At 59.6% G+C, this 1,643-nt stretch carries 1 protein-coding gene; it reads left to right on the forward strand.

The window, feature by feature from the left end; genetic code table 11:
• Nucleotides 1-468: 468 nt before the first annotated feature.
• Nucleotides 469-1,643: group II intron reverse transcriptase/maturase (gene ltrA / locus ACLFKU_RS43295; RefSeq protein WP_410853333.1), on the forward strand; the 1,175-nt coding region annotated here is incomplete at its 3' end.

Raw genomic sequence — 1,643 nt, forward strand, 5'->3', positions numbered from 1 at the left:
TAGTGTGCTACGAATGCAAGCGCAGCGGTTGCGTGAGCAATGCTTTGTTGAAGATGAGGGCGGGCCCCTCGAAGTCGGCTTGCAGGAGTTGGCTTCAAATCACCTCAAGCTGCGCGGGTAAAGAGTCCGCGTGGTGAGCGTTGAGGAAAAGGCAGAGAGAAATTCTGTCAGATGAGTGCTGGTGAGACGAACGCGAGTGAACCACTGATGACGTGTCGAAACCCCATGATGACGCCAAAACCGGGGGGTATGGATGCCCCGGGACAAGGACAGACGGAGCCTGTTGACGGGCTGTCTGGCGTCCGGCATGAAGGTGGCGTGACGCCAGCGCAGGCTTCAATGAGGAACGTAGGAACCTGTCGTCGCGATGCGAAGGGAGAAGCTCAAGCAGGCAGCCCCTGCAAGAGCCTGAGTACCGATGCGCGGCACAGGGGCGGAGTCGTCCGTAGTAGGGAGGAAGGCCCTGTAATGGGGCTGGACCGAAGGGGCGACGTTGCCCGGCAAGGCGAGGCAGACAACCGGCAACGGGAGGATCCGTCTCGGCATGCCAAACCGTTTGATATTTCCAAGCGTGAAGTGTGGGAGGCCTACAAGAAGGTCAAGGCCAACCGGGGCGCTGCTGGAGTCGATCGGCAGACGATCGAGGAGTTCGATTCGAGGTTGGCTGACAACCTTTATAAACTCTGGAATCGACTGGCCTCGGGAAGTTATCAACCTCCACCGGTTAGACGTGTGGAGATTCCGAAGGCAGGTGGCGGTGTGCGACCGTTGGGGATACCGACGGTCGCGGACCGGGTGGCTCAGATGGTGGTCAAACAGCGTCTTGAGCCACAACTGGAACCGCGCTTCCATCCCGACTCTTACGGCTACCGGCCGGGCCGGTCGGCACATCAGGCAGTGGCCATGGCGCGCGTGCGCTGCTGGCAATACGACTGGGTGCTTGATCTCGACATCAAGGGGTTCTTCGATTCCATCGATCACGCCTTGCTGATGAAGGCGATACGGCATCACACGAAGTGCAGGGTGACGCTTCTGTACATTGAGCGGTGGCTTCGGGCTCCGGTCAGTCTGGCAGACGGCACTACGCAGCAGCGGGACGCTGGCACACCGCAAGGCGGAGTCATCAGTCCGTTGTTGGCCAATTTGTTTCTGCACTACGTGTTCGACGAATGGATGCGCCGCACCTATCCGGGCGTGCCGTTCGAACGTTACGCCGATGATGTAGTTTGCCACTGTCGCACCATGGCGGAGGCAGAGGCGCTTAAGGCAGCCCTGGAGCAGCGGATGGCGCAGTGCTCACTTGCCTTGCATCCGCAGAAGACGAAAGTCGTCTACTGTCGCGATGACAATCGGAGGGAGCGCTTTAGCGTGCATCAGTTTGACTTCCTGGGCTTCTGCTTCCGACCGCGCTTCGCAAGATCGCGCGCCGGTACGGTGTTCGTGAGCTTCCTGCCCGCGATCAGCCGAACAGCTGCCAAAGCCATTCGCCAGACAGTGCGTCGATGGCGACTGCATTGCCGACACACCGTGGAATTGCCGGACCTGGCGCAGGAGATCAACCCTGTGCTCAAAGGGTGGCTGCAATATTATGGCCGCTTCTATCGTTCGGCGCTGTACGCGGTGTTCGATTCGTTGGATCAGTA

Source organism: Paraburkholderia sp. EG304 (assembly GCF_046543485.1).
GTDB classification, from domain to species: Bacteria; Pseudomonadota; Gammaproteobacteria; order Burkholderiales; family Burkholderiaceae; genus Paraburkholderia; species Paraburkholderia youngii.